The organism is Faecalibacterium sp. IP-1-18, assembly GCF_023347355.1.
GTDB classification, from domain to species: Bacteria; Bacillota; Clostridia; order Oscillospirales; family Ruminococcaceae; genus Faecalibacterium; species Faecalibacterium prausnitzii.
Map to the genome: position 1 here is coordinate 3,011,731 of NZ_CP094472.1, position 26,815 is coordinate 3,038,545.

Genomic DNA, 26,815 nt, shown 5'->3' on the forward strand with positions numbered 1-26,815 from the left:
TTTTCAGGTTAGCCCGGCGCAGTCCGCCGGGGCGCGGAAAAGCGGTTTACTGGTTTTCCAGCTGTGCTTCCACAGCACGCTTGATATCGGCTACCTGCAGACCGTAAACGATCTGGATATCGGTACCCTTTTTCACGATGCCGCTGTTCGGCAGTTTGTTGATGGCAGCTTCGTCCAGCTTTGCGGGGTCCTTGATGTTTACCCGCAGGCGGGTGAAGCAGTTGTCCACCGACAGGATGTTCTCCTTGCCGCCCAGACCGTCGATGACGCACTGCACCTCGGCAGCGTTCTTCACGCTTGCCTTCTTGGCGGGTGCATCGCTCCCCGCGGTCTCGGTGCTCACCTCTTCCCGGCCGGGGGTGTGCAGGTTGAAGGCCTTGATCAGCAGGGTGAACACCACAAAGTACACTGCGATCTGGCACAGCGCCAGCAGGTACAGGGTGGGATAGTTGGTCTTATCTGCACCGGCAGAAAGGTTCATCAGCACCGAGCCGAGGAGGTTGGTGGTAAAGCCGGTGACATGGAAGATGTGCAGCAGCACAATGAACAGGCCGGAGATGCAGGCGTGTGCCACCCACAGGATGGGGGCAGTGAAGCAGAACATGAAGTCCAGCGGCTCGGTGATGGAAGCCAGAGAAGCGGTAAAGGCCAGCGGCACCAGAACGGCAGCGGTCTTTTTGCGGTTCTCCTTGCGGGCGCAGAAGATGAAGGCCGCCACGATGCCAAAGTAGCCGAAGGTCTTGGTGAAGCCGGTGTACATCCACACGATGCCGTCCGAGAAGGGCAGACCCATGCTGTACTCCATCATCATGACGATGTAGGAGCCGGTGTAGGTGGCATCGCCCACGGTCAGGCTGTTGCCCAGTGCAGAGAACTGGAAGGGGGTGTAGATGAGGTGGTGCAGGCCGGTGGGGATGAGGAAGCGCTCCAAAAAGCCGTACAGGAACAGGCCGAAGTTGCCGGAGGTGGCGATCAGATCGGTCAGTGCGCTGATGACGCCCTGCACCGGCGGCCAGAAGAAGCAGGAGCCAAAGCCGAACAGGATGGAAAAGACCACCATGCAGGTAAAGGACCAGCGGTTGCCGGAGTAGATCTGGGTGATGATGCCCTTGAACTGCTTTTCACAGGTGCGGTTGTACACCCAGCCGCAGACCAGACCCAGCAGGATGCCGCCGAACACGCCCATATCCACCGTCTGGATGCCGAACACGGTGGACTGACCGGTGCCGTACAGACCCACCATCGGGTCAGGCTCTGCCAGCATACCCAGCTGGGTCAGGGTGACATTGCCGGCGGTCAGGTACATAAAGTAGCTCATCAGGCCGATGATGGCAGCCTGCTGCTTGTTCTTTTTGGCCAGCGCCGCTGCGATGCCCACGCAGAACATCAGGCTGAGGTTGTTGATGATGACCATGATGCAGTTGTAGATCAGCTGTCCCAGCAGCTTGATGGGGGTCCACTGCAGAACGGGGATCATCGCACTAAGGCTTGTGCTGGTAAGCAATGCACCCAGCACAAGGATCAGGCCTGCTGCCGAGATATACGACAGCGGTGAGAGCATGGCTTTGGAGAACTTTTCCAAGCCATTCATGACTTTTTCTTTCATCGTGTAATACTCCTCACTTTTTGACTTGACTGTTTGGGGGGATGATTTCTATTCTGCAGGGCTTCCGGACGCCCTGTTGAAACATTTTATCCAACGATCTTGGTCAGGTGGATGAGCAGATAGACCTGCTCCTGATGATCCAGCTCGTAATCAAATTCCTGCCGCAGATAGGCATTGATGCGCTGCAAGCACACCTCGTTGCGGCTGTCGCGCTGCAAAAGCACCGTATACATGGATTCCAGCCCGGCGTCCTGCCAAGGCGTGTGCCGCAAGATGCGCGCCGCCAGAAACTTGAGGTGCACGGTCAGGCGGGTGGTCTCAAGGCTTTCTTCCTCAAAGGTGCAGTGATAGGTATCGCAGATGATCTCCTTGACCGCCTTGACGAACTTTACGGTATCATACGCCAGCGCGCCGTCCGCCGCACCGGCTACCAGATGCAGGGCAATGTAGCCCGCTTCGTCCTCCGGCAGCTGTACGCCGCAGAACTGCCGGACAAGTTCCAGCGCCCTTTGCCCCACTGCGTACTCCTTTGGGTACAGCATCCGCGTCTCCGAGAGCATGAGGTTGGGCAGAAAGGTGCCCTTTTCCACACGTTCCAGCGCAAAACTGATGTGGTCCACCAGCGAGATGGTGCTTTTGCTGCTGAGCAGAATGCCCTGCTCCTCTGCCGCCAGCGAGATGCGCTCGGCGGCCTGCATCACCTGCGGGGTAACGTTATCCAGCATCTTGAGGAACTTGGTCTGCAGCTCGTTCTGCACATAGTACACCTTGGAAACGCGGCTTTTGTCGATCACGTCCCCCGGGCGGCGGCCAAACCCAAGCCCGTTGCCCACGAGAATGGCTTCCCTGCCGTCCGGCATGACCACCGACACCGCATTGTTATTGAATACCTTTACAGCCTGCATCGCCGCACTCCTCCGCTTCCATGCCGCAGCTCTTGTGAAAAAGAAAAGGGCACAAGAACCAAAGGGATGCCGTTGCCGCCTTCCCTCTGATGCTCATGCCTGATCGAACAGTTACACGCACTGATAAATTCACTTGTCTGCTTTTGATTATACGAGCCAGCGCGGAGAATGTCAATGCGTTGAACTGCCCGAAATTCAAGCTGCATTTTTGTATATCCTGCACAGGTGCTGCTTGAAATTCGTCCTGCGCAGAACGATTGACAACGCCGTGCGCAGAACGTATACTTAGGGTGTAGATCCCGCTTTGCTCCGGCGGCTTGCCGGAGCACCAGTTACGGAGGTTTTTCTTATGACATCGAAATATATCCGCTCCCTTGCGCTGCTGCTGTGCGCCGCTTTGCTGGGCTGTCTGCTGGCAGCCTGCGGCGGCTCTGCAAGCAGCCCCGCATCCAGCGCTGCGCCCGCTTCGGACAGCGCATCCGCTTCCGGCAGCAGTGAGCTGCCTTCCTCCACCACAGAAGCCAACACCGGGGAGCTGAACCCCGGCAATTTCGACGAGAACTCGGTGTTCTCCATCACCGGCACATCCAACGCCTTTGCGCCCTGTCTGGGCTGGGGGCCCGGGGTATCCGGCTGCTCCTTGAAATCGGTCATCGCGGCGGCATCGCTGCTGCAATGGGCCGAGGGCGCACGGATGTCCAGCCGCTCCCCGGAGGCCATTCAGGATGCCTTTTACAGCTGGTACGACGGCCTGACCGACAACCAGCAGGAAGGCTTTGCCGAGGCTTGGCCGCTGGTCAAGGACGCCGCGCTGGACCTGCTCAGCGACAAGGACAGCATGACCGGCCGCATCGCGGACGCAGGGCTGGACGCTGACACCCTGCCCGGCTGCACCCTGAAAAACTGGCAGGCGCTGCAAAGCGTGCTGGACGATATCGTGCCGGAGACGAACGGCGAGGCTTAAACGCAACCTTAAATTTTAAAGCGCAATGGGGCGCTGACCGTATGGTCAGCGCCCCATTTTGTCGTTATACCTTTTTCAGCACATACTGGCGGGTGCCCATGCCCACCTTCTCGGCCTGTTCAAGGGTGGCCTTCCACTCGATGTTGGGGTTGGAGTCCTTGAAGTTGTCGTGGTAGCAGTTCCAGCCCGGCTTTGCAAGGTTTGCACCCAGCTGGCTGTTGGGCAGCGGGGCGGCATTCAGGCAGGCGTCCACGCAGGCCTGATCCAGCGCCACAGGGTCAAAGGACGCAAAGATACCGATATCCGGCAGGATGGGTGCATCGTTCTCGCAGTGGCAGTCGCAGTTGGGGCTGATGTCCTGCACCAGAGAAACGTGGAAGCAGGGACGGTCGTGGCAGACTGCGGCGGCGTACTCGGCCATTTTGCGGTCCAGCAGCTCGTTGGCGCAGTCGTTGGGAGAATAGATGGCGTCAAAGCTGCACGCGCCGATGCAGCGGCCGCAGCCCTTGCACTTGTCGTAGTCGATGACCGCCTTGTTTTCGGCATTGTAAGTAATGGCGTCCGAGCCGCACTCCTTGGCGCAGCGGTGGCAGCCGCGGCACAGCCCCTCCTGCACGGCGGGCTTGCCGGCAGCGTGCTGCTCCATCTTGCCCGCGCGGGAGCCGCAGCCCATGCCGATATTCTTGAGCGCACCGCCGAAGCCGGTGGACTCGTGGCCCTTGAAGTGGGTCAGGCTGATGAACACGTCCGCATCCATGATGGCGCGGCCGATCTTGGCGGTCTTGCAGTATTCGCCGTTGGGCACCGGCACTTCCACCTCATCCGTGCCGCGCAGACCGTCACCGATGATCACCTGACAGCCGGTAGTCATGGGCCAGAAGCCGTTCAGCTGGGCGCAGCTCAGGTGCTCCAGCGCATTCTTGCGGCTGCCCGGGTACAGGGTGTTGCAGTCGGTCAGGAAGGGCATACCGCCCTGCTCCTTGCACAGGTCTGCCACCACCTTGGCGTAGTTGGGACGCAAAAAAGCCAGATTGCCCAGCTCGCCGAAGTGCATCTTGATGGCCACGAACCGACCATCCATGTCGATGTCCTTGATGCCGGCGGCAATGCACACCCGGCGCAGCTTTTCCAGCAGGCTGGTGCCCACCGGACAGCGGAAATCTGTATAGTAAACTTTGGATGCTTCCATGGTATTTTTCCTCCCATATCCTTCCGGCGGCGTCTGCCGCGCGGTCTCTCTTTTGTTCAGTATAGCACACCCGGCCGAGCGGTGTAAACAGAAAATGGAGCAGCGCCGTTTTTTCTGCCCATTTTGGGGTTGACAGTCCTGCCCTGTGGTGTTATTTTATATCGGTTCCAAAAAGCGGAACGGATGTCAAGATACAGGAGTTATGTCTATGAACGATTTTGATACATTCCGGCGCGAAGCCGTAGCCGCCGTCCGGGTGGCGCTGCAATGGTTCTTTCTGGCGGTCCCCATGGGTCTGCTCTGTGGATTTCTGGGCACCTTGTTCCACCTTGCTGTCGAGCACGCCACCGAACTGCGCGCCGCGCAGCCCTGGCTGCTGTTCCTCTTGCCCGTGGCAGGTCTGCTCATCACCGCCCTTTATAAGGTAACAAAGTGCGAGGGCGTGGGCACCAACAACGTTATCCGCGCTGTGCAGAGCGGCGAACCGGTCAGCATTCTGCTGGTGCCCGCTATCTTTCTGGGTACGGTGCTCACCCACCTGTGCGGCGGCTCTGCCGGCCGCGAGGGCGCTGCGCTGCAGATGGGCGGCAGCATCGGCTGGAACCTCGGCACCCTGCTGCGGCTCAAGGACCACGACCGCCGCACCGCCACCATCAGCGGCATGGCTGCGTTCTTCTCTGCCCTGTTCGGCACCCCGCTGGCGGCGGCCTGCTTTGCCATGATGGTGGAGGATGTTGGCCTGACCTTTACCGCCGCCTTTGTCCCGGCCTTTACCTCTGCCCTCATCGCCTACGGCTGCTCGCTGGTCTTTGGCATCGCGCCCACCCACTTTGCCCTCACCGCGCCGGAACTGAATGTCCGCACCGCCCTGCTGGTCATCCTGCTGGGTGTGGCCTGCGCTGCCGTTTCCCGCCTGTTCTGCTACACCCTCCACTTCATGGAGCACACCGTGCCAAAGCTTCTCCCAAACCCGTGGGTGCGGGTCTTTGCGGGCGGCGTGCTGGTCATCGGCTTTTCCTATCTCTTCGGCGTGGGGCGGTATAACGGCGCGGGCATGAGCGTCATCATTGCCGCCGTGGAGCAGGGACAGGCACTGCCGTGGGATTTTCTGTGCAAGATCTTCCTTACCGCGCTGACCCTTGCCTGCGGGTTCAAGGGCGGCGAGGTAGTGCCCAGCTTCTTTGTGGGTGCTACCTTCGGCTGCGTGGTCGGCCCGCTGCTGGGTCTGCCCGCCGGGTTTGCAGCGGCGGTGGGGCTGGTGTCCATCTTCTGCGGTGCCACCAACGTCCTGATCCCCTCCATCCTGCTGGGCTTTGAGCTGTTCAGCGGCGCCGGGCTGGAGCTCATCGCGCTGGGCTGCGGTATCTGCTTTATGCTCTCCGGCCACCACGGCCTGTACAGCAGCCAGACCTTTGTTACCAACAAACTGCGCTCGGAGTATATGTCCCACAAGTGGCGCGTAAAGGTGAAAAAAGCGGAAGAGTAAGCGTTTAATACTAAAAAACAGGGGCTGCTGCACCGAATGCCGTGCAGCAGCCCCTGTTATCATTATTAAGCTTTTCTCTTATGCCAGCGCGGTGATGGCCGCCACAGCCAGCACGATCGCACCCAGCACGATGCGGTAGATGCCGAAGAACTTGAAGTCGTGGCGCTTGACGTAGTCCATCAGGAAGCGGATGGCTGCAAGGCTGACGACAAAGGCCACGATGCAGCCCACCAGCAGCACAGCGACCTCGGTGCCGGTGATGGATACGCCGGAGACCGCGAACTTGATCACCTTGAGCAGGGATGCACCCGCCATGACCGGGATGGCCAAATAAAAGGTGAACTCCGCCACGCAGGCGCGGGAGAGACCCAGCAGCAGACCGCCCACGATGGTAGCGCCGGAGCGGGAGGTGCCGGGGATGATGGCAAGGCACTGCCACACGCCGATGAGCAGCGCGTCCCGGTAGCTGATCTGTTCCAGCTTTGTGACCCGGGGCGTGGTGCGGCGGTTCTCCACCACAAGGAAGAGCACACCGTACAAGATCAGCATGGCGGCTACGGTGATGTAGTTATAGAAGTGCTCCTCCATCCAATCGTCCAGCGGACTGATGACCAGCACCGGCAGGGTGGCGGCTACCACCTTGAACCACAGGTTCCACACGCTGGGCTTGGAGATAACCTTGCCCTGCCGCAGCCCAAAGGGCCACAGCTTATTCCAGAACAGCACCACCACGGCCAGAATGGCACCCAGCTGGATGACCACCCGGAACATGGACATGAATTCTTCACTGGCATTGAACTTGACGACCTGCTCCACAAGGATCATGTGACCGGTGGAGGAGATGGGCAGCCACTCGGTAATGCCCTCCACGATACCCATCAGGATCGCTTTGATGATCTCGAAAAACGTAATAAATCCCTCCTGCAGCACCCGTTGGATGCGTAGTTTATTTCAAAAGCAGTTCCAGTATACCATACTATGAGCCGCTGTGCATACAGATTATAGAAATTTTCCCCCGGGCGCTGTATTTATCTGCCCCGGGAAATGTGCTATACTATAAAAATAAGAAGTCTGTCCGCTTTCTGCGCCCGGCGCTGAAAGCACTGAGAACAACGAGGTGAACCTTCATGAACATACTGGTGATCGGCTGCGATCAGGTGGGTGCGGCGCTGATCCGCGATCTGGAGCGCATCGGCCATGATATCTCGGTGGTGGAAAAGGACCCTGAGCAGCTCAAGCGTCTGGATGCCTTTGACGATTATACCTTTCACGGCACTGCCCTTGTGGGCGACCCTACCGACCCGGACACCCTGCGCCGGGGCGGCGTGGAGAACTGCGACGCCGTGGCGGCGGTGACCGAGGAGGACTCGGTGAACCTGATGGCCGCACAGCTGGCGAAGAACATCTTCCGCCGGGATAAAGTCATCTGCCGGGTATCCGACCCGCATCTGCAGATCTTGTACCACAAGGCCTACGAGCTGGAGACCATCTGCCCCACCGTGCTGACTGAGCAGGCGGTGTTCCGGGCACTTTCCAAGTAAAACAGCCTGTTTTTGCTTTACAGACCGTAGAACGAGGTAACGATATGAAAGTTTGTATTGCCGGCGGCGGCCGGGTGGGCATGTATCTTGCCCAAAGCCTGCTGTCCCACCACCATAAGGTGACCATCATCGAGCCGCAGGAGGCGCTGTGCCGCACCCTTGCTGATACGCTGGATATCCCGGTCATCTGCGGCGACTCCTTGAGCTTTGACACCCTGCGCACCGCCGATGTGGCCAGCTGCGACGCCTTTGTGGCGGTGACCAACACCGACGAGACCAATCTGGTGGCGTGCCAGATCGCCAAGCGGGAGTTCGGCGTGAACCGCACCGTGGCGCGCGCCTCCAACCCCAAAAACCGGGACATCCTGCACACGCTGGGCGTGGACACCGTGGTGTGCGGCACCGACAACCTGAGCCATATCCTGGAGCGGGAGATCGAGACCGACACCATCCGGCAGCTGCTGTCTCTGGGCGGCGGCACTGCCAGCCTGAATGAAATTTTGCTGCCGGAGGACTTTCAGTTCGCGGGCAAGGAGATCAAGGAGATCCCCATTCCCGGCGATGCCATTCTGGTCAGCATCACCCGGGATACCGAGTTCATCATCCCCCACGGCAGCACGGTGCTGCTGCCGTGGGACCGGCTGCTGTGCCTGACACAGGACGACACCCTGCATCTGCTGATGGATGCGTGGGGTCTTTCCTCCCACAAATGAGCGAGCAGGAGCTGCTGCGCACCGCGCTGGTGCTGCCGCCCCGCGCCCGCCGGGTGCTCTGCGTCTGGGCAGCTGTGCCCGGGCTGGTCTGCGCGCCTTTTGCCTTCTGGCAGAGCGTGTGGGCGGGCGCGGTCTTTTGCGCTGTATGGGCGGCGCTGGTGGCGCTTGTCCGGGCGCGCTGCTGCAGCTTTGTTGCCGCCCTGACGGCGGACAGCGTCACGGTGCAGGCCGGGGTAGCTGTCCCTGTGCTGCACCGCATCCCGCGCCGGGCGGTCACCGGGGTGCAGCTGCTGCGCACCCCGCTTCTGTGGGCGGCAGGGTGCACTGTGCTCCTTGTGCGCAGCCCGGGGCTGCAATTGGTGCTGCCCGGCATCCCCGCCGCACAGGCCACTGCGCTGGCGGCGGTGCTGATGGAGGGTGATGTATGAACCGGGAAAAGCACTTCCACCCGCTGGCGGCGCTGCATCTGCTGCGCAAGACTTTGCTTGTGTACCTTCTGCCGCTGGTACAGGTGCTTTTTGACCGCAACTGGGACGCCCTGCGTGCGGCGCTGCGGCAGGAGCTTGTATTGCTCTTCTTTATCAGCGCCGTGTGCTGGGCGGTGTACTATGGCGGCCGCTGGCAGGTGGATGCCGAGGGCACAGTGCACGTCAGCTGGCGGCTTGGCGTGCGGCTGGACCGTGCCCTGCGCGCCGAGGGTCTGGCGGCGCTGGTGCTGGAGCAGCCCCTGCTCTACCGCTTGACCGGTGCCTGCCGGGTGGTGCTGTACCCCGTGGGGCAGACCAAGACCATTACCCTACATCTTACCCGGCAGCAAGCCGCGGAGCTTGCCGATGTGCTGCTGCCGGTGACAGACCCGCTGTGGCACGCACCCAAGGGCGGCGAAAAGCTGGCCTTTACGGTGCTGGGTGCCAACGGCCTGTCCACCCTGTTTTTGTGGTGGCTGGCCATCCACCAGACCCAAAGCTACGCCCCGGACGCCCAGACCGCTGCCCTTGCGCAGCTGGGACAGCTGGCGGCGCTTGCCGCCCGCTGGCTGCCGCTGGGCGCGGCGTGGCTGCTGGTGCTGGCGGGTACGCTGTTCTGCATCAGTCTGGTGCGCAGCGCTTTGCAGGCGGTGCATTACACCGTCTGGCGCACCGATACCCAGCTGGGCAGCCGGGGCGGGCTTGTACGCCGGTACGAGATGCGGCTGCGGCTCAGCCAGCTGAACTACGCCGACCTGCGCCGCTCCCCCGCCACATGGGCGCTGCATTACTGCCCGGTATTTGTCTCGGCAGGGGCGTGCCGCCCGGAGCTGCCTTTGTTCGTCTGGCGGGAGGGCACCCCGCTGCTGCGGGAGCTGCTGCCGGAGATGGCGCAGCTGCCCCCGGACACCCGCGCCGACACCACCGACCGCAGCGTAGTGTTCTTTTTACCGGCAGGCATCCCGCTGGGGCTCTGCCTGCTGCTGACGGCGGTATCCCGCACCACCCTGCCTGCCCTTACCCTGCCGCTGCTCATCCCCACCGGGGTGTTTGCCGCCCTGCTGGGCGCTGCCGCCGTGGGCTGGCACCGGGAGGGCGTATGGCAGCAGCAGGGACAGCTGCTGCTCTGCCGGCAACACCGGTGCCATCTGCACCAGCTGTGCGTGTTCCACCCGGACACCTGCTTTACCGCGTTGCAATCTCCTTGGGCGGTGACGGTGCAGCGCGCCAACCTGACCCTTGTATTTCCCGGCAAAGAAAAGGTCACGGTGCGCAGCGTGCCGCTGGCGGCTCTTGATTTTCTGGAGATATAGAAGTATACTTGCGATGCCCCGCTGAACCTACGGTCGGCGGGGCATTTTTGTATCACAGACCAACGGAGACTATTTTATGATAAAGACTGTATTATTTGATCTGGACGGCACCCTGCTGAACACCATCGACGACCTTGCCGATGCCGGGAACTGGGTGTGCGCACAAAACGGCTGGCCCACCTTTACGGTGGCACAGTTCAAGCTGATGGTGGGCAACGGCATCCCCAAGCTGGTGGAGCGATTCTCCCCCGCTGACGCCCGCACCCCGGCGCAGCTGGCGGCTACGCTGGCGCAGTTCACCGCCCGGTACGATGCCCACAAGGAGGACAAGACCGCGCCCTACCCCGGCATTCCGGCGCTGCTGGACGCACTGAAAGCCGAGGGCATCCAGTGCGCGGTGTTCTCCAACAAGGCGGATGCCCTGTGCGGCGGCATCATTGCCCACTACTTTGGCACCGGCCGCTTTGACGCCGTGCGGGGCAACCGCCCGGGCGTACCCACCAAGCCCGACCCCACCGGGCTGTACGCCCTGATGACCGAGCTGGGCGCAGACCCCGCCGCCACCCTTTTTGTGGGCGACAGCGATGTGGACATCCTCACCGGACACAACGCCCAGCTGCCCGCCATGGGCGCGCTGTGGGGCTTCCGCGGCCGTGCTGAGCTGACCGCCGCCGGTGCGGATGCACTGGCAGAGGTGCCGGAGGATATCCTGCGGTATGTGCAGGAGCAGAATAAATAAATAAATAAATAAATAAATAAAAACACGGGAAGGTCTGCGGATCTTCCCGTGTTTTTGCGTATTTTTGCGGATCAGGATGCCGATTCCAGCGGGTCTACCACTCCCACCTTTTCAACGTAAGTATATCTTATTTTTCAAAAAAAGTCTATATCCTGTATCCTGTATTATGTAGCTAAGCTTCCCGTACGGGTCTTAGCGGCAGAAACCACGGTAGACATTCCTACTGATTGGGACCCGCGGGCTAACCAAAGCCCCACTGGGGCTTTGGTTGCGGTGCTGCGCACCGCCGCCCTGTTCGATTCCCGTACGGGTCAAATTAAAAACGCCCTTGCGCAATGCGCAAAGGCGTTTTTATGACCCGTACGGGAATCGAACCCATGTTACAGCCGTGAAAGGGCCGTGTCTTAACCGCTTGACCAACGGGCCTTACAAATACAGAGCTTCGCTAAAACCTCCGACTTTCATCGTCCACTACTGCGGACGACCGTCCCCCTTATCTTAGCGAAACTCTGTAACGTGGTAGCGGTAACTGGATTTGAACCGGTGACACTTCGGGTATGAACCGAATGCTCTAGCCAACTGAGCTATACCGCCACATATTTAGCTTGCACTTGAACGGTGCTTTATTATTATATCCATAGATGCCCTTTTTGTCAACACATATTTTCAAAAAATTTTGCAGTTTTTTGAGATTCTTAATTTATTTACATAGGTTCGTTGAAATATGGGTTTTCTTGTTGTTTTTGCGGGAAAAACTCCCCCAGTCTCGCTGCGCTCGACAGCCCCCTCTAGGATGGGGCCTTTGGCATAGCGGCAAAGTTTCCGGCTAAAGTGCAAAGTTTGCGGGCGCGCCAAAGGCTCCCTCCCAGAGGGAGCTGGCAAAACCGTCAGGTTTTGACTGAGGGAGTTAAGCACCCGCTTTCCCACACAAAAAGCACCGCTTCCCTCTACGGAAAGCGGTGCTTTTTTCAACCTTTTTCTGCCCGGTTGTGGAAAACCCGGTGCAGTTTTAGTTCTTCTTATTGGTGGGGACCATGACCTTCAGCCCGCCCATGTACGGCTGCAGCACTTCGGGGATGGTCACGCTGCCGTCGGCCTGCAGATGGTTCTCCAGGAAGGCGATCAGCATACGCGGAGGTGCCACGCAAGTGTTGTTCAGGGTGTGGGCCAGATAGGTCTTGCCGTCCTTGCTCTTGATGCGGATGTGCAGGCGGCGTGCCTGTGCGTCACCCAGGTTGGAGCAGGAGCAGACCTCGAAGTACTTCTGCTGGCGGGGGCTCCAAGCTTCGATGTCGCAGCTCTTGACCTTCAGGTCAGCCAGATCGCCGGAGCAGCAGTTCAGCTGGCGCACGGGGATCTCCATGCTGCGGAACAGCTCCACAGACATCTGCCACAGCTTCTCGTACCAGTCGGCGCTCTCCTCGGGGCGGCAGACCACGATCATCTCCTGCTTCTCGAACTGGTGGATACGGTAGATGCCGCGCTCCTCGATGCCGTGTGCGCCCTTCTCCTTGCGGAAGCAGGGGCTGTAAGAGGTCAGGGTCAGGGGCATCTTGCTCTCGTCCAGCGTCTGGTCGATGAAGCGGCCGATCATGGTGTGCTCGCTGGTGCCGATCAGGTACAGGTCCTCACCCTCGATCTTGTACATCATGGCGTCCATCTCGGGGAAGGACATGACGCCCTGCACCACGTTGCCGTGCATCATGAAGGGCGGGATGACGTAGGTGAAGCCCTTGTTGATCATAAAGTCGCGGGCGTAGGCCAGCACAGCCTCGTGCAGGCGTGCGATATTGCCCAGCAGGTAGTAGAAGCCGTTGCCGGCCACGCGGCCTGCGGCGTCCATATCAATGCCGTCAAAGCTCTCCATGATCTCGGTGTGGTACGGGATGGGGAAATCCGGCACAACAGGCTCGCCGAAGCGCTGGGCTTCCACGTTATAGGTATCGTCCGGGCCGATGGGCACGCTGGGATCGATCATCTGGGGAATGGAGTACATGATCTCCTGAATGCGGGCGGACAGTTCCTCCTCTTCCTTCTCCAGCTCTGCCATCTTGTCGGCGTCCGCCTTGACGGCGGCGTTGTTGGCGTCGATCTGTGCCTGCAGCTCAGCCTTCTGTGTCTCGTCGGTGCACTTCTTCAGCTGACCGAACAGCGGGCCGTTGGCCTTGCTCAGCTTGTTGCGGGCGGCCTTCAGGGCCTCCACTTCCTTCAGGGCTGCACGGTACTTGGCATCCTTTTCGATGACCTCGTCCACCAGCGGCAGCTTTGCGTCCTGAAACTTCTTTTTGATGTTTTCCTTAACGGCGTCCGGGTTCTCGCGGACAAATTTGATATCCAGCATGATTGACTCTCCTTAACTCTATTGGGCTTGCAGCGGTGCACTTGCGGCTTTCCGCTGCCGTTCAAAGGCGGCTGTTCCCGCCTTGGATCGCATGATTATTCGGTTTCCATCTGGTACTGTCCCAGCAGGTTTGCAAAGGCGCGCAGCTGCTCGTCGGAGTAAAAATGCACCGTCAGCTTGCCCTTGCCGCCGTGGTAGGCCACGTTCACCTCGCTGCCCAGCACCTGTTTCAGGCTCTCCTCCACCTCCACCGGCAAAGTGCCGCGGGGTGCGGGTTCGCGGGGCTCCTTGGCGGGCTTTGCCATCTTTTTGCAAAGCGCCTCGGCCTGTCGGACGTTCAGCTGGTTGTCCGCGATGATCTGCGCGGCTTCGGCCTGCAATTCCGGTGTGGGCAGACCCAGCACCACCTTGGCGTGACCGGTATTGATAAAACCGCTTTTCAGCAGTTCCAGCACCGTTTCCGGTAAGTTGAGCAGACGCAGACTGTTTGCCAGTGCGCTGCGGCTCTTGCCCAGCTTGCGGGCGGCCTGCTCCTGTGTCAGGTCACAGCGGGTCATCAGCTCCCGGATGCCGGCAGCTTCTTCCACCGGGTCCAGATCCTCGCGCTGTAAATTCTCCACCAGCGCCAGCTCCATGGCCTGCTCGTCGGACACATCCTTGATGACCACCGGCACCTCGGTAAGACCCGCCATGCGGGAGGCGCGCCAGCGGCGCTCGCCTGCCACGATGCTGTAACCGCCCATGGGTCTCGGACGCACCGCGATGGGCTGCAATAAGCCGTGCTCGGCGATGCTGGCAGCCAGCTCACTGAGGGTCTCCTGCTCAAAGGTCTTGCGGGGCTGGTCGGGGTCCGGCTCGATCTCGCGCAGCGGCAGCGTTTCCACCGCTGCGTGCTCTGACTCAAAGACCGGTGCTGCGTCCTCAAACAGACTGTCCAGCCCGCGTCCGAGCCCTCCTTTTCCTCTTGCCATTGTTTACCTTGTTCCCCCTGTTTTAATCTTCCAGAGCATTTTTCGCCGGCTCTGCGGCGGGTGCAGCCTTTGCGCGGGACTTTTTAGGTTCCTGCGGGCGGTTGTGCTTGACAAATTCGATTGCCAAGTCCATGTAGGCCTCGCTGCCCTTGCCCTTCGGCTCGTAGAAATTGATGGGCTGGCCGTAGCTGGGCGCTTCCGAAATGCGGATGGAGCGCGGGATGGTGGTCTTGTACACCTTGGAGCCGAAGTACTTCTGCACCTGTTCCACCACCTGCACGGTCAGGTTGTACCGCAGCGAGAACATGGTGAACACCACGCCCTCGATATCCAGATACGGATTATACTTTTTGCGGATGGTCTTGAGGGTGCTGATGAGCTCCGACAATCCTTCCAGCGCATAGTACTCGCACTGCACCGGGATGAGCACACTGTCGCAGGCGCTCAGGCCGTTGAGGGTGAGTAGATCCAGACTGGGCGGGCAGTCGATAAAGATGAAGTCGTAGTCCTTCTGCACCTCAGCCAGCGCCTTGCGCAGACGCCCCTCGCGGCCGGGCAGATCGATCATTTCCAAGCTGGCACCGGCCAGCCGGGTGTTGGAGCCGATGACATCGGTGCGGTACTCGGTGTGCCGGATGGCCTGCGCCGCCGTTGCCCTGCCGATGAGCACCTCATAAGTGCCCGCTTCCACGCTGCGCTTTGGGATGCCATAGCCGGTGGTGGTGTTGCCCTGCGGGTCTAAGTCCACGATAAGCACCTTTTTGCCCAGTGCCGCTACGCAGGACGAAAGGTTGACGGCGGTGGTGGTTTTGCCCACTCCGCCCTTCTGGTTTGCGATCGCTACAATTTTTGCCACGCGCTTTTCTTCCTCCCGGGGAAAGATTTGTTCCACGTGGAACACGCAGTCGTACCCGCCGGTTTCCCCGTCCGGCAGGCACCTTGGCTTCTAGTATAACACATCCAAATTGTTTTTTGAACCATCTGGAGCGTTTTTCAGCTGGATTTTTAACTTTTGGGGGTGAAAAAGTTAAAAGACCGCACGATTCTGTGCTGCAAATAAACGATTTGGAATGGCTTCCGCTTCTTCCGGGTTGCGGCACCCAGCATCCGCATCGTGCCTTGGGCGGCACTTGCGTCTTGCTGGCCGCTGCCCCAACAACTCCTCCCTGTTTCCGCCGCTGGCGGTGGTCGTCGTCGTTGCTAGCCATGTTCAGCGGAAATAATATTTATATTTTCGCGTTTGGAGCGACCGCGTTTGCGGAGCGCAGCGCAGCAATGAAAGCCCCAGTGGGGCTTTTAAGCGGCAGAGCGGTCTGCATTAGCAGATGGAGGGGCTTTGCCCCGACAAGCTCTGCGGAGCGCTCCAAACGCTATTTTCACAGAGGGGGTCGTAAAGGCAAGCGGCATTTGCAGCGCCGCTGCGGGAAAGTTTTTGGTCAAACCGCAAGGTTTACGGGAGCGCTCGCTCCCCCTTGGGGGAGCTGTCGCGCAGCGACTGAGGGGCTACGAATGGAGAAGCGAAAAAAGCGTTAAAGCGATAGCGCCGACTGGCGCAGCGCTAGCTTTTTTGTGCTTCGACTTCTTCTTTAGGATTGTCAAGGGCGTGCAGCCCTTGGCCTGTTGCGGGGTGGGTGGAGTCCAGAGGTAGGGAGGGGGGAGTCGGAACACCCCTCCCTGCCTCTGGCCCAGCGGAGCGTCTTTGCACGCTGCTGGCAGGCAGAAAGTTGCCCCGCAGAGCGCCACACTTTTCTGGTTCTCTTTTGGTGTCAAAAGAGAACATCTCTCGGCTACATCCTCTTCCCCTCTTCCCTGTTCCACATGGAACAATTCACTTCTCCGCGGCGGCGGTGGGGATGCGGACGGTGTACTCGATGTAGCCGTCCTTCTCTTCCCGGTGGGCGGTGGCGGGCACGCCGTTGTCGGTCATCAGCCGGATGGCGTGGTCGATGGTATTGACAAAGATGCGCACGTCCCGCACCATGGAGATGCGGTGCCCAGCCTTGGGCGGGCTGTTCAGCAGCTGCTCGATGTAGCTGTCAGTCTGGCGGGCATTCAGGCGGCGCTTGGCGATGGTAATGAGCGCCTCGCTGCGGCGGTTCTCCGGCAGGCGCAGCACCGCGCGGGCGTGGCGCTCGGTGAGGTTGTTGTCCAGCACGAACTGCCGCTGGTCTGCCGTCAGCTGCAACAGCCGCAGCTTGTTGGCAAAGGTAGGCTGCGCCATGCCCAGACGCTTGGCGGCTTCGGCTTGGGTGCAGTCCCACAGCACCATCACATCCCGCAGCCCCTGCGCCTGCTCAAAGGGGTTCAGGTCGGCGCGCTGGATGTTTTCCAGCAGACCCAGTGCAGCGGTGCGGTCGTCGGCGTAGCTGCACAGGATGGCGGGGATGGTGGTCATCTTTGCCAGCTGACAGGCACGCAGCCGCCGCTCCCCTGCCACCAGCTCGTAGCCCTCTGCCGCTTTGCGCACCGTGACCGGCTGGAGCAGACCGTTCTCCCGGATGCTCTGCGCCAGCGCCGTCAGCTCCTGCTCGTCAAAGCTTTTCCGCGCCTGAAAGGGCGACGGGTGGATCTGGTCGATGGGCAGAGAGAGTAATTTCCCGGACGGTTTCTTGCGTTCAAACATGATGCTGCCCCTTTCCTGTGAAATAAACCTTCGGTTTTTCCACATTTCTCCGGGAAATCGTGGAAAACCTGTTCAGCTTCAGTGTAGCACACAAAGAAAGACCCCGCCAGAAATTTCGTTCGGCAGGGTCTTACAGGTTGCGTCAGGTTATGCGTTATTTCAGCGGGCTTTTTGCAATTTTACCGCCGTTTCTGGGATATGCTGTCGGAGTTTGCGAAATCTTTTTGCACAAAATCAGCGTGCGGGTGTCGCCGCCGGGCAGGTGCAAAGTGCGGGTCTCGCGGTACTCGCCGCCCAGCTTTTTGATAGCACCCCGGGCTGCGGTCAGCTCCTCTTCCCCGGATGCGCCCTTCATGGCAAGGAAGTTGCCGCCCACCTTCACCAGCGGCAGGCAGTATTCTGCCAGCATGGGCAGGGCTGCCACGGCGCGGGCAGAAGCCAGATCAAACTGCTCCCGCCACACCTTGCGGGCAGCTTCCTCGGCGCGCTCCTTGGCAAACTCTACCCCGGTCAGACCCAGCTGGGCGCAGGCGTACTTCAAAAACTCCACCCGCTTGCCGGTGGGCTCCATAAGGGTCAGTTCCAGTTCCGGTTTGAAGATCTTGGTCACGATGCCCGGAAAGCCCGCCCCGGCACCCACGTCCACCATGCGCCCGGCTACCTCCGGCTGGCTGGCAAACAGCAGGCTGTCGAGGAAGTGTTTGTCCTCGATGCCCTCCGGGTCGGTGATGGCGGTCAGGTTGACCTTCTGGTTATAGTCTACAAGGATCTGGGCAAAGGCGTCCAGCTGATCCAGCTGGGTGCCGGTGAGGGCAATGTTCCATGTGGAACACTTTTCCTCCAACCGCTGTTTGTCGATCATAGTGTTGTCCTTTCTGTCGGGTGGTTGGGGTAGCGCAATCGTTTATTTTATCGCAACTTCGTATTATTTTTGTTGTTTCCCTGCCAGTGCGATGCTCAGCTGCGCCACATCGGAGGGCGAAACGCCGGGGATGCGCCCCGCCTGCCCCAGATTGCGGGGACGGATGCGGGCAAGCTTTTCCCGGGCTTCCAGCGTCAGGCCGGTCAGGGCGGCGTACTCGAAATCCTCCGGGATGAGGGTCTTTTCGTGGCGTGCCACCTCGCGGATCATCCTGTCCTGTCGGGCGATGTAACCGGCGTACTTGATCTCGGTCTCCAGCCGCTCCGCCAGCATGGGGGTAATTTCATCCCCCCAGCCGATGATGCCCGCCACCAGCGGGTAGCTGATCTCGGGACGGCGCAGCAGCTCCTCGGCAATGCCGCCCTCGGCGGCAGGGGCAAGACCGACGGCTTCCATGGCGGCGCGCAGGTCTGCGGTGCGCAGGTGTGCTTCGTGCAGGCGGCGGCGCTCGGCTTCCAAAATCTGCTGGGTGTGCTGGTACTTTGCCCAGCGGTCATCCTGCACAAGGCCGTATTCCCTGCCGATGGGGGTCAGGCGCTGGTCGGCGTTGTCCTGCCGCAGGGTCAGCCGGTACTCGCTGCGGCTGGTCATCATGCGGTAGGGGTCCATGACGCCCTTGGTGACAAGGTCGTCCACCAGTGTTCCCAGATAGCTGGTGTGCCGGGGCAGCACCAGCTGCTCTAAGCCCAGCGCGTTGCGGGCGGCGTTCAGACCCGCCAGCAGACCCTGCGCGGCGGCTTCCTCGTAACCGGAGGTACCGTTGAACTGCCCTGCCCCGTACAGACCCCGCACCACCTTGCTTTCCAGCGTGGCTTCCAGACTGGTGGGGTCTACACAGTCGTACTCGATGGCGTAGGCGGGGCGCATGATCTCCAGATGCTCAAAGCCTTTGATGCTGTGGTAAAAGGCGTTCTGCACATCCTCCGGCAGGCTGCTGGACGCACCCTGCAGATACATCTCCTCGGTGTTCTCGCCGCAGGGCTCTACGAACAGCGGGTGACGATCCTTGCCGGAGAAGCGCACCACCTTATCCTCGATGGAGGGGCAGTAGCGCGGGCCGACACCCTCGATCATGCCGCCGTACAGCGGGCTGCGCTGGATATTATCCAGAATGATCTTGTGGGTCTCCGGGTTCGTGTAGGCGATCCAGCATTCCACCTTGTTGTGCATGGGTGCATCGGTCAGGAAGCTGAAGGGCTGCAATTCGCTGTCCGGGTCGCCGGGCTGGCATTCCAGCTTGGAAAAATCAATGCTGCGGCGGTGCACCCGGGCAGGGGTGCCGGTCTTGAACCGGCGCAGCGGCAGACCGGCAGCTTTCAGGCTGTCGGTCAGGGCGTTGGCGGCGTGCATGCCGTCCGGGCCAGACGCATACCATGCATCGCCCACAAAAATTTTGCCGCCGAGGTTCGTGCCGGTGGCCAGCACCACGCACTTGGCGGTGTATTCGCCGTGCAGCTGGGTGACAACGCCCTTCACATGGCCGTTTTCCACTTCCAGCGCCACCACCTCGGCCTGATGGATGGCCAGACCCGGGGTCTGCTCCAGCGCGTGCTTCATGTATTCGTTGTAGCGGCGGCGGTCGGTCTGCACCCGCAGCGCGTGCACGGCGGGGCCTTTGCCCTTGTTCAGCATCCGGCTTTGCAGATAGGTGGCGTCTGCCGCCAGACCCATCACGCCGCCCAGCGCGTCCACCTCCCGCACCAGCGTGCCCTTGGCAGTGCCGCCAATGCTGGGGTTACAGGGCATATTGCCGATGGCGTCCAGACTCATGGTAAAGACGGCCGTTTTTGCGCCCAGCACAGCAGCTGCATGGGCGGCTTCGATGCCCGCATGACCTGCGCCAATGACGATGACATCATAATCTCCTAAGTGGTTCATATACTTTCGGGTTTCCTCTAATCAATGATTTGAATTTATTTTCCCACACAGAACCGCTCGAACACCTGTTCGATGACGGCTTCCGAGGCGTTTTCGCCGGTCAGGTCGCAGAGGGCATCCAGTGCGTCATCCACGCAGACCGAAACGGCGTCCAGTCCAAAGCCGCCGGCGGCGGCATCCAGTGCCCCGGCTACGGCGTCCCGGGCGCGGAGGGCAGCAGAAAGCTGCCGCTGCCCGGACAGGCTAGCGGCGTGGGGGTCGATGCTGCCTGTGCCCAGCAGCCGCGCCACCGCAGCGGCGATGACCTTGCGGCTCCCCTCTTCCCGGCAGCAGACCGGCAGCACCATGGCAAAATAGGGGGCAATAAGTTCCGCATCGAACTGAGTGGGCTTGTCCTCTTTGTTCACAAGGGCAATGGCGGGGCGACCGGCGCAGCGCTGCGCCAGCGCCAAGTCCTCCCGGCTGGGCGGCTCAGAGCCGTCAAAGACGGCAAGGATCAGCCCGGCTTCTTCCAGCTTTTTCCAGCTGCGACGGATGCCCTCTGCTTCAATGGCGTCCTCTGTCTCCCGCAGACCGGCGGTGTCAAAAAGGTTCAGCCGGATATCTCCCAGCTGCACCGCTTGCTCCACCACATCGCGGGTGGTGCCCGCCACCGGGGTGACGATGGCACGGTCGAAGCCTGCCAGCAGATTGAGCAAGGTAGACTTGCCCGCGTTGGGGCGTCCCACGATGGCGCAGTCCACGCCCTCGCGCAGCACCGCACCGGCATCGTAGCTGCGGATGAGGTCGTCCAGTTCCTCTCGTACTGCGCCCAGCACGGTGCGCAGGTGGGCGGGGTCCAGCTCCGGCACATCCTCCTCCGGGAAGTCCACCCAAGCGGCAAGATGCGCCTGCAGGGCGGTCAGCTGGGCTTTCTGGGCGTTGATCTTTTTCGCCAGCGCACCGCCCAGCGCGGCGTTTGCCAGCGCTGCCCCCTGCCGCCCGTCTGCCGAGATCAGGTCCATGACCGCTTCGGCCTGGGTCAGGCCCAGCTTGCCGTTCAGGAAGGCGCGGCGGGTGTACTCGCCGGGAGCGGCAGGCTGCGCACCGGCGGCAAGGCAGGCTTCCACCAGACGGCGGGCCACCGCATTTCCGCCGTGGCAGGAAAGCTCCACCACATCCTCGCCGGTATAGCTGTGGGGCGCGCGGAAAAACAGAGCAACGCCCTCGTCAAAGGCTTCTTCCCTGTCCACGAAATGCCCGAACAGCGCGGTGTAGCCCTTGGCCTCTTCCACTTTTTTTGCCGGGTTTGCCGGGTGGAACACCCGGGCAGCCACCTGATAGCTCTCCGCACCGGAGAGCCGCACCACGGCAATGCCGCCTGCCCCGGGGGGCGTTGCAATGGCGGCAATGGTCGATCCCTGCATACTGCATCCTTTCCGCGCGCCCGGTACGGCAGAGCCGCCGCAGCGCACACTTTCTGATTTTACAGCTTATTTTACCACGTTTTTGCGCAAAAAGATACACCCGCCGCGCGGTTTTTCCACATCTTCCAAAATGTTTGTGGAAAAAGAGATCGAAAATGGCGGGTACTTTCTCTTTGTACTTAATACTTTAGTGCTAAACTTTACGGCTTGAACCCTCTCCGTCATCGCCTACGGCGATGCCACCTCCCCCGAAAGGGGGAGGTTTTGCTCTACTTACCGCCAGATGGCGAAAAGCTCCCCCTTCGGGGGAGCTGCTAAGCGCAGCGAAGCGGAGAGGGTTTACCCCGCGAGAAACTCCCCCAGTCATCTCGCTTTGCTCGATGCCAGATTCCCCTTTTTGTCGCTGCGCGACATCTTCCCCCGCTCCGGGGGAAGTCATCTTCGGAGATGGGGCCTTTGGCATGGCGGCGAAGTTTTTGGCTAAAGTGCAAAACGTCCGGGCGCGCCAGAGGCTCCCTCCCAGAGGGAGCTGGCAAAACCGTCAGGTTTTGACTGAGGGAGTCAAGGGGCTGTTGCAAAAAGCAGCGTCCATATTTTTAACGGTAACATGCGATAATCTTTAAGAAATTTCACAAAAAACAAATTGAAAATTAGTTTAAACAGCGGTATACTGATGACAAGAAAGGCTTTCCATAGAAGGAGGAATCGACATGAAAAGAAAACTTTCTGCTGCACTGCTTACAATAGTACTGCTGTGTATGTGCTTCTGTGGCAGTGCATTTGCGGCTAAAAAACCGAGTATTGAAATTATAACAATGCAGGTCAACTGGGAAGATAATTATGTATGCGACCCGACAATTTATAGCCGCAATAATACGAACAAAACAATGAAATATGTTGATTTCTATGCAACTGCATACAATCGCGTCGGAGACCCTATTCCGGGCGTGGCGACAAAAAAATTAACAGTAGTTGGGCCAATAGAACCTTTTCGAGTGGCGAGAAATAATGGGGCACAGTTGTATATGGATCAGAATTTCTCAGATGATAGTCCGTTTAAATACTATACAGAGTCGGACTATGCCGTATCAATTGGAGAAGATGACGTTTTGACGAGGGTTTATTGTGATTCGTATGGGAATTTCTTTGTTATGCCAGATACAAACAACATTGACAGTTGTACATATCTGTCCGAAGATGAGGTTCAAAATGCAACATGTGACGGCGGATGCAGATTTGATAACGTAATGTGGACAAGCAATATTATCGACCACATTAATGTGGATTATGCGGTAGTTACTTATATGGATGGAAGTAGAGAAACTGTAAGAAATGCCGATAATGGCGCTCATCGGGGAATACGGTTGCAGAACCCGCCGTTTGTACAGCAGTTGGCACAGTACCAAGCAGTTTACAATTACAAGGATTATCTGAAACTGAACCCTGACCTTGCAGAGGTATTTGGGACAAATCAGAAAGCACTTTTTGAGCATTTTGTTACAAATGGCATGAAAGAGGGGCGGCAGGGAAATTATCAGTTCAACCTGGCTGCCTATAAGACAAATAACCCGGATCTTGTAGCAGCGTTTGGCAATAGTAATGTGAAATACTACGAACATTATATTTCTAACGGAAAGGCAGAAGGCAGAATTGCAAGCTAAGGCAATACCGCACAATGGCAATATAACCACAGAAGTGATATAATACAGATATGAACAAATAAATGAGTCTGTCGGCGCTGAGCGATGAGTTGTCGCAGGTGCTGACAAAGAAACGCGAATTTCTAGCAGAGATAGACCGCATCGTACCGTGCTGAGCGCAGCGAAGCTGAGAGGGTTCAGCCCGCTGAAAACCTGTGCAGACTTTTCCCGCAGCGCTGCGCTTTCGCAGAAAGCGGCGCTGCAAATGCCGTTTTACTCCACGACCCCCTCCTGTGAAACCAAAAAAGCGCCCCGCATTTCCACCGGAAATGCGGGGCGCTTCATGGTTCTGTTTCGGGTTACAGTTTACAGCTCGATCTTGCCAAAGCTGAAATCTGCAAAGTCGTCCACGCGCTCGGTGCGCTTGGGTGCTACGGGTGCTGCACTCTCGGCGTCGCGGGGGGCGTAGGTGCGCTCCGGCACACTGGACGGACGCGGGCCGCGAGGTGCACCGCTGCGGCTGCCACGGTAGCCGCCATTGCTGCGGCGCTCGCCGCGATAACCGCCGTTGCGGTTGCCGCCGGGACGACGGCCATTCCGGTTGCCGCCACGGCCACGGCGCTCGCCGTAGGTATTCTCGGTCTGAGCATCCGGTGCGGTGGAATAGATGACCACGCGGCGGTCACGGCCCTCGCCCTTGCTCTCGCTGCGCACACCCTCCATCTTGCTGATGGCAGAGTGGATGATGCGGCGCTCGTAGGGGTTCATAGGCTCCATGGCAAAGCTGCGGCCGGTCTTGCGCACCTTGGCGCCGATGCGCTGTGCCAGTGCGGTCAGGTCGCTCTCGCGCTTGTCGCGGTAGCCGGCAACGTCCAGACCCAGCTTGATGTAATCGCCCTCCAGACGGTTTGCCACAAGGCTTGCCAGATAGGACAGGCTCTCCATGGTCTCGCCGCGGCGGCCGATGAGGGCACCCAGCTTTTCACCGTCCAGACGGATGATGGTGGCTTCGCCCTTCTGCACGGCGCTGAAGGTCACGTTCTCCACGCCCATCAGGGTGATGACCTCCCGCAGATAGTCCACGGCGGCCTTCACCTTGGCGTTCTCCTCGATGACGATGGGCACCTCCACCTCTTCTGCCTCCTCGGCAGCTTCGGAGGGCTGCTGGGCAGCGGGGGTCTGCTCTGCGGCGGGAGCGGCAGGCTCCTCCGCAGCAGCGGGAACTTCCTCTGCCACGGGGGCAGTCTCCTGCACGGGGGCGGCAGGCTCAACAGGCTGCTCTGCCACCGGCTCCACCGGCTTTGCGGGTGCAGCGGCGGGGGCATCCGGCAGTTCCACGCTCACGCGCACCTTGGCGGGGGTGGTCTTTAAGCCCAGAAAACCGGTCTTCTGGGGATATTCCAGCACTTCACGGCTGACATTCTCATCCTCAGCCTGCACACCCAGCAGGGCGCAGGCCTTGGCAAAGGCTTCGTCCACCGTCTTGCCGGTGGATTCCTGTGTACGGATCATAACCGTTTACCTCCCTTGTTACTGTTTATCCTGCTTGTCAAGCTCGCTCAGCGGCACGGTGCGCTCATCCTTGTAGCGCTCGGCGTCCAGCTGACGGGCATACTCCAGCCGGCGCTTGTTCATCTCGCTGGCGGAAAGGTTCTTTTCCACGCTCTTGCCGGTCTTGGGGTCGGTCACCGTGATGGTGGTGTTTTTCACACCACGCTTTTCCTGCTTGCGCTTGGCGGCAATCTCCGCTTCCACTTCCTTGCGCATCTTCTCGGGGTCGTAGAACTTGCGCATGACCTGAGTCTGTGCGGTCATGACGATGTTGGAAATGACGTAGTACAGAGAGAATGCCAGCGGGTAGGTAAAGCAGAAGAACAGGTACATCAGCGGCATCATATACATGGTCAGCTTCATGCTGCCCTGCATCTGCTGGCCGGAGGCCTTCATACTGATGTGGGTGGACAGGAACATGGTAATGACCGACAGCAGCGGCAGCACGATATCCAGAGAAAGCCCCAGCTTCGGGATGCGGGTCAGGTCGATGCCAAAGAAGTTCATGTGCTGGCTGAACTCGGTGATGGTAGCGATTTGCTGTGCGGTAAAGCAGCCCAGCACGCCGCTGTTGCCGGCAACCACCTCGGCGATGATGTTGGTATCGCGGGTGATGGCGGTAAAGGAGATGCCGGCGGCGGTCATAGCCTCGCCTGCGCTGGCAAGTGCAGCGGCGCTGATGTGGAAAATACGCTCCAGCGGGTTATACACCACGCCGATAACGCCGAACATAACAAGGAAATTCAGCAGCATGGGCACGCAGCCGGCCGTGGGCTTATAGCCAAAGTCCTGCTGCAGCTTCATCAGCTCTTCCTGCTGCTTTTCAGGCTTATTCTTGTACTTGGTCTGGATCTCCGCGATCATGGGCTGGAAAGCAGACATTTTCGCCATGCTCTTCTGCTGGCTGGTCTGCAGGGGGATCTTGACGATGTTGATGAGCAGGGTGAAGAGGATGATGTCCCAGCCGTAGTTCGGCAGCAGCTTGTAGATCCACTCCATGACATAGCCGAGAGGACCGCTCAGGATGTAAAAGAAGTTCATACCTTTGTCCATTCTGCCCCGGCTGTGGCCCGGGACGCATTATTTTTTTATCGTAGGACACGCCGCCCACAGTGCAGCACGTCACAAGAAGCGAAAACTTTATCCCCTGTGCCGCTTTTCAAACAGCTTTGCGGGCTGCAAGTTGCGGGCGGGGCTTTGCCAGCGGCCGGGCGGCGGCACGGGGTCGTAGCCCCACTTGCCCAGCGGATTGCACCGCGCAATGCGCCATGCGCCCAGCAAAATGCCTTTTATACAGCCGTGGGTCAGGATGGCCTGCATGGTGTAGTTGCTGCAGCTGGGCGAAAACCGGCAGCTGCGGCCGATCCATGGGCTGAGGGTGTACTGGTAGATGCGGATGGGCACGCACAATGCCCTGCGGCAGAGCATTTGCAGCCGGTTCACACGCGGGACTCCGGCTTTTGTTTGCGGGCAGGGGGCACGGTGGCGGGCGGCTTTGCGTCCGGGCGTTTTGCCTTATCCGGCAGACCGGCCTGGGCAAACAGCTTTGCCACAACGCTGCTCAGCTGCCAGCTTTTCAGTTTGGGGGTCATGCCCCGGGCCACGAAGATCAGATCGTAGCCGCCGATATTGTGATCCAGATGCTCGTCAATCGCAGCTTTCATCACGCGGCGGGCGCGGTTGCGCTGCACGGCGTGGCCGATCTTTTTGGTGGCGGTCAGGCCCACCCGGGTGTTGCGGCCCCGGGTCTTGAGCACATACAGTACCAGTGCCGGGTTCACATAGGACTTGCCGCGGGCGTACACACGGCCAAACTCGCTATTGCGGCGGATCGGACGATAACGCATAACATCGGCACCTCCTTTCGTCCGGGTGCACATAGGTGCACTCTTTAGCCAGTATATCAAAAATTTTTGCAGTTTAAAAGCCCATCCGGGCATTTTTACGAAAAAACTTTTGACGGGTAAAAAAATAAGACCGCCAATGGGATATCAGCGGTCTTTTGTGCGCATATTCATTTCTGCGCCGGATCTCACCTGCAAGGCAGAGATCAGACAGTCAGGCTCTTGCGGCCCTTTGCACGGCGAGCATTGATGACCTTACGGCCGTTCTTGGTGCTCATGCGGGTCAGAAAGCCATGAACTTCCTTGCGCTGACGCTTCTTGGGCTGAAAAGTTCTCTTCATGGTTGTATCCTCCGTAAAAACTTATCCCCGGTATGGGGTCTTGATCGGTCCCAGATTGGGGACAGGCTTGCAATTCAACAGTATATCGCATAGTATGACGTTCTGTCAAGCATTTTTTTCAGTTTTCTGCAAACTTTTTTCTGATTTTTCTGTTAAAAGCTTTTCAACTTTTTCACCATTTTGCTGTGGAAAACTTTTTTCTACCAGATATTGTGGTCTTTTTGGCGTGTTTCCACAAGGGCGCTGCGAGGGCTTATCTTATGTATTATAAATTACATTATAGTAATATAGACGCAGGGAGATTTTTGTGGTATACTAACATGGTATCAGCAGCATTGTTGAAAACTTCGACCGATTCAATGGAGTGGATGTTTT

Annotated in this window: 25 protein-coding genes and 2 tRNA genes; 9 read left to right on the top strand and 18 right to left on the bottom strand. The window is 59.3% G+C overall.

From position 1 onward, the window contains the following. Positions 1-46: 46 nt before the first annotated feature. Together MTP43_RS14260 and MTP43_RS14265 are read right to left on the bottom strand one after the other, a co-directional pair. The gene (locus MTP43_RS14260) at positions 47-1,606 is read right to left on the bottom strand and encodes a PTS transporter subunit EIIC (protein ID WP_249234937.1); all 1,560 of its coding nucleotides are present in this window, start codon (positions 1,604-1,606) and stop codon (positions 47-49) included. Positions 1,607-1,692: 86 nt separating this feature from the next. After that, the gene (locus tag MTP43_RS14265; protein WP_015537071.1) at positions 1,693-2,511 is read right to left on the bottom strand and encodes a PRD domain-containing protein; all 819 of its coding nucleotides are present in this window, start codon (positions 2,509-2,511) and stop codon (positions 1,693-1,695) included. Positions 2,512-2,860: 349 nt separating this feature from the next. Between MTP43_RS14265 and MTP43_RS14270 the strand changes: the two genes are divergently transcribed. Then, on the top strand, positions 2,861-3,475 hold the full coding sequence (locus MTP43_RS14270; protein WP_249234938.1) for a hypothetical protein: 615 nt from the start codon (positions 2,861-2,863) through the stop codon (positions 3,473-3,475). 64 nt (positions 3,476-3,539) lie between these two features. On the opposite strand, the gene MTP43_RS14275 is transcribed toward MTP43_RS14270, so the two are convergent. Further along, positions 3,540-4,664, bottom strand: a complete 1,125-nt coding sequence (locus MTP43_RS14275; protein ID WP_097782755.1) for a DUF362 domain-containing protein — start codon at positions 4,662-4,664, stop codon at positions 3,540-3,542. 208 nt (positions 4,665-4,872) lie between these two features. Between MTP43_RS14275 and MTP43_RS14280 the strand changes: the two genes are divergently transcribed. Beyond that, positions 4,873-6,150, top strand: coding sequence for a chloride channel protein (locus MTP43_RS14280; protein WP_154265617.1), 1,278 nt, complete (start codon positions 4,873-4,875; stop codon positions 6,148-6,150). 78 nt (positions 6,151-6,228) lie between these two features. Here MTP43_RS14280 and MTP43_RS14285 read toward each other — a convergent pair whose 3' ends face one another. Next, the gene (locus MTP43_RS14285) at positions 6,229-7,080 is read right to left on the bottom strand and encodes an undecaprenyl-diphosphate phosphatase (protein WP_217285294.1); all 852 of its coding nucleotides are present in this window, start codon (positions 7,078-7,080) and stop codon (positions 6,229-6,231) included. Positions 7,081-7,277: 197 nt separating this feature from the next. On the opposite strand from MTP43_RS14285, the gene MTP43_RS14290 reads away from it, so the two are divergent. The 5 genes from MTP43_RS14290 (at position 7,278) to MTP43_RS14310 (ending at position 10,923) form a co-directional block, all read left to right on the top strand. Then, positions 7,278-7,691 carry a potassium channel family protein gene (locus tag MTP43_RS14290; protein ID WP_005924324.1) on the top strand — a complete coding sequence of 138 codons (414 nt, stop codon included), beginning with the start codon at positions 7,278-7,280 and terminating at the stop codon, positions 7,689-7,691. A gap of 44 nt (positions 7,692-7,735) precedes the next feature. Beyond that, a complete protein-coding gene (locus tag MTP43_RS14295; protein ID WP_015537076.1) occupies positions 7,736-8,404 on the top strand; it encodes a potassium channel family protein in 669 nt (222 codons plus the stop codon). Further along, positions 8,401-8,832, top strand: coding sequence for a hypothetical protein (locus MTP43_RS14300; protein WP_005924318.1), 432 nt, complete (start codon positions 8,401-8,403; stop codon positions 8,830-8,832). Before MTP43_RS14295 ends, MTP43_RS14300 begins: the two co-directional genes overlap by 4 nt. Then, positions 8,829-10,184 carry a PH domain-containing protein gene (locus MTP43_RS14305; RefSeq protein ID WP_249234939.1) on the top strand — a complete coding sequence of 452 codons (1,356 nt, stop codon included), beginning with the start codon at positions 8,829-8,831 and terminating at the stop codon, positions 10,182-10,184. The genes MTP43_RS14300 and MTP43_RS14305 overlap by 4 nt, the downstream gene beginning before the upstream one ends. Before the next feature lie 76 nt (positions 10,185-10,260). Next, a complete protein-coding gene (locus tag MTP43_RS14310; RefSeq protein WP_112121720.1) occupies positions 10,261-10,923 on the top strand; it encodes an HAD family hydrolase in 663 nt (220 codons plus the stop codon). A 354-nt stretch (positions 10,924-11,277) separates the two neighbouring features. Here MTP43_RS14310 and MTP43_RS14315 read toward each other — a convergent pair. The 9 genes from MTP43_RS14315 to mnmE form a co-directional block, all read right to left on the bottom strand. After that, a tRNA-Glu gene (locus MTP43_RS14315) sits at positions 11,278-11,349 on the bottom strand. 91 nt (positions 11,350-11,440) lie between these two features. Then, positions 11,441-11,517, bottom strand: a tRNA-Met gene (locus MTP43_RS14320). A 415-nt stretch (positions 11,518-11,932) separates the two neighbouring features. Further along, positions 11,933-13,264, bottom strand: coding sequence for a serine--tRNA ligase (gene serS / locus MTP43_RS14325; RefSeq protein WP_249234940.1), 1,332 nt, complete (start codon positions 13,262-13,264; stop codon positions 11,933-11,935). A 95-nt stretch (positions 13,265-13,359) separates the two neighbouring features. Then, positions 13,360-14,235 carry a ParB/RepB/Spo0J family partition protein gene (locus tag MTP43_RS14330; RefSeq protein WP_005924304.1) on the bottom strand — a complete coding sequence of 292 codons (876 nt, stop codon included), beginning with the start codon at positions 14,233-14,235 and terminating at the stop codon, positions 13,360-13,362. A 22-nt stretch (positions 14,236-14,257) separates the two neighbouring features. Next, on the bottom strand, positions 14,258-15,091 hold the full coding sequence (locus MTP43_RS14335; protein WP_170126605.1) for a ParA family protein: 834 nt from the start codon (positions 15,089-15,091) through the stop codon (positions 14,258-14,260). A gap of 972 nt (positions 15,092-16,063) precedes the next feature. Continuing rightward, on the bottom strand, positions 16,064-16,858 hold the full coding sequence (locus tag MTP43_RS14340) for a ParB/RepB/Spo0J family partition protein (protein ID WP_113991691.1): 795 nt from the start codon (positions 16,856-16,858) through the stop codon (positions 16,064-16,066). Between the two features lie 154 nt (positions 16,859-17,012). Then, complete coding sequence (rsmG, locus tag MTP43_RS14345; protein WP_005924286.1) at positions 17,013-17,720, bottom strand: 16S rRNA (guanine(527)-N(7))-methyltransferase RsmG; 708 nt, start codon at positions 17,718-17,720, stop codon at positions 17,013-17,015. Between the two features lie 63 nt (positions 17,721-17,783). Then, positions 17,784-19,658 (bottom strand): tRNA uridine-5-carboxymethylaminomethyl(34) synthesis enzyme MnmG, encoded by a 1,875-nt coding sequence (gene mnmG / locus MTP43_RS14350; RefSeq protein ID WP_117949336.1) that lies wholly within the window; start codon positions 19,656-19,658, stop codon positions 17,784-17,786. A 35-nt stretch (positions 19,659-19,693) separates the two neighbouring features. Beyond that, a complete protein-coding gene (gene mnmE / locus MTP43_RS14355; RefSeq protein WP_249234941.1) occupies positions 19,694-21,064 on the bottom strand; it encodes a tRNA uridine-5-carboxymethylaminomethyl(34) synthesis GTPase MnmE in 1,371 nt (456 codons plus the stop codon). Between mnmE and MTP43_RS14360 the strand changes: the two genes are divergently transcribed. Both MTP43_RS14360 and MTP43_RS14365 read left to right on the top strand, forming a co-directional pair. Continuing rightward, positions 21,039-21,275 carry a hypothetical protein gene (locus tag MTP43_RS14360; RefSeq protein WP_249234942.1) on the top strand — a complete coding sequence of 79 codons (237 nt, stop codon included), beginning with the start codon at positions 21,039-21,041 and terminating at the stop codon, positions 21,273-21,275. The two genes, mnmE and MTP43_RS14360, sit on opposite strands and share 26 nt — an antisense overlap. Before the next feature lie 499 nt (positions 21,276-21,774). Then, positions 21,775-22,725, top strand: coding sequence for a hypothetical protein (locus tag MTP43_RS14365; RefSeq protein WP_097778938.1), 951 nt, complete (start codon positions 21,775-21,777; stop codon positions 22,723-22,725). Between the two features lie 345 nt (positions 22,726-23,070). Here the strand turns inward: MTP43_RS14365 and jag are convergent, their stop codons facing one another. The 5 genes from jag to rpmH all read right to left on the bottom strand — a co-directional run bounded on the left by jag (position 23,071) and on the right by rpmH (position 26,440). Then, a complete protein-coding gene (gene jag, locus MTP43_RS14370; RefSeq protein ID WP_249234943.1) occupies positions 23,071-24,216 on the bottom strand; it encodes an RNA-binding cell elongation regulator Jag/EloR in 1,146 nt (381 codons plus the stop codon). A gap of 18 nt (positions 24,217-24,234) precedes the next feature. Then, positions 24,235-25,296 (bottom strand): YidC/Oxa1 family membrane protein insertase, encoded by a 1,062-nt coding sequence (locus MTP43_RS14375; RefSeq protein ID WP_249234944.1) that lies wholly within the window; start codon positions 25,294-25,296, stop codon positions 24,235-24,237. 99 nt (positions 25,297-25,395) lie between these two features. Then, complete coding sequence (yidD, locus tag MTP43_RS14380; protein ID WP_242651874.1) at positions 25,396-25,698, bottom strand: membrane protein insertion efficiency factor YidD; 303 nt, start codon at positions 25,696-25,698, stop codon at positions 25,396-25,398. Further along, positions 25,695-26,102: a ribonuclease P protein component gene (rnpA, locus tag MTP43_RS14385; protein WP_015537088.1), complete on the bottom strand. Its 408-nt coding sequence runs from the start codon at positions 26,100-26,102 to the stop codon at positions 25,695-25,697. Before rnpA ends, yidD begins: the two co-directional genes overlap by 4 nt. A gap of 203 nt (positions 26,103-26,305) precedes the next feature. Continuing rightward, a complete protein-coding gene (gene rpmH, locus MTP43_RS14390) occupies positions 26,306-26,440 on the bottom strand; it encodes a 50S ribosomal protein L34 (RefSeq protein ID WP_005924258.1) in 135 nt (44 codons plus the stop codon). Positions 26,441-26,815: the final 375 nt, after the last annotated feature.